This window comes from Mycobacterium simiae, assembly GCF_008370645.1.
Classification (GTDB): domain Bacteria; phylum Actinomycetota; class Actinomycetes; order Mycobacteriales; family Mycobacteriaceae; genus Mycobacterium; species Mycobacterium simiae_A.
Map to the genome: position 1 here is coordinate 1 of NZ_VTZN01000652.1, position 255 is coordinate 255.

1 protein-coding gene is annotated in these 255 nt (G+C 63.1%); it reads right to left on the bottom strand.

The genetic code is table 11. The features are described 5' to 3' along the window. A partial coding sequence (locus F0Q45_RS27260) for a transposase (protein ID WP_262491218.1) occupies window positions 1–202 on the bottom strand: 202 nt, incomplete at its 3' end. Between the last annotated feature and the right edge of the window lie 53 nt (window positions 203–255).

The window sequence follows — 255 nt, forward strand, 5'->3', positions numbered from 1 at the left end:
TCTGCTCCCGCAGCTCCTTGAGTTCCTTGGCCGCATCCACATCCATCCCGCCGTAGCTGCGGCGCCAGTTGTACAGCGTCGCCGTCGACACCTCGAGCTCGGCGGCGATCTCTTCGTTGGTCTTGCCCGACGCGGCGAGTTCGTCAGCACGGCGCAGCTTTCGCACGACGTCCTCAGCGGAATGCTTCTTCCGGCCAGCCATGTGTTTAATCGTCCCTTCCGGCCCCATCCGGGGCCACAGGACTCTAAAACAAG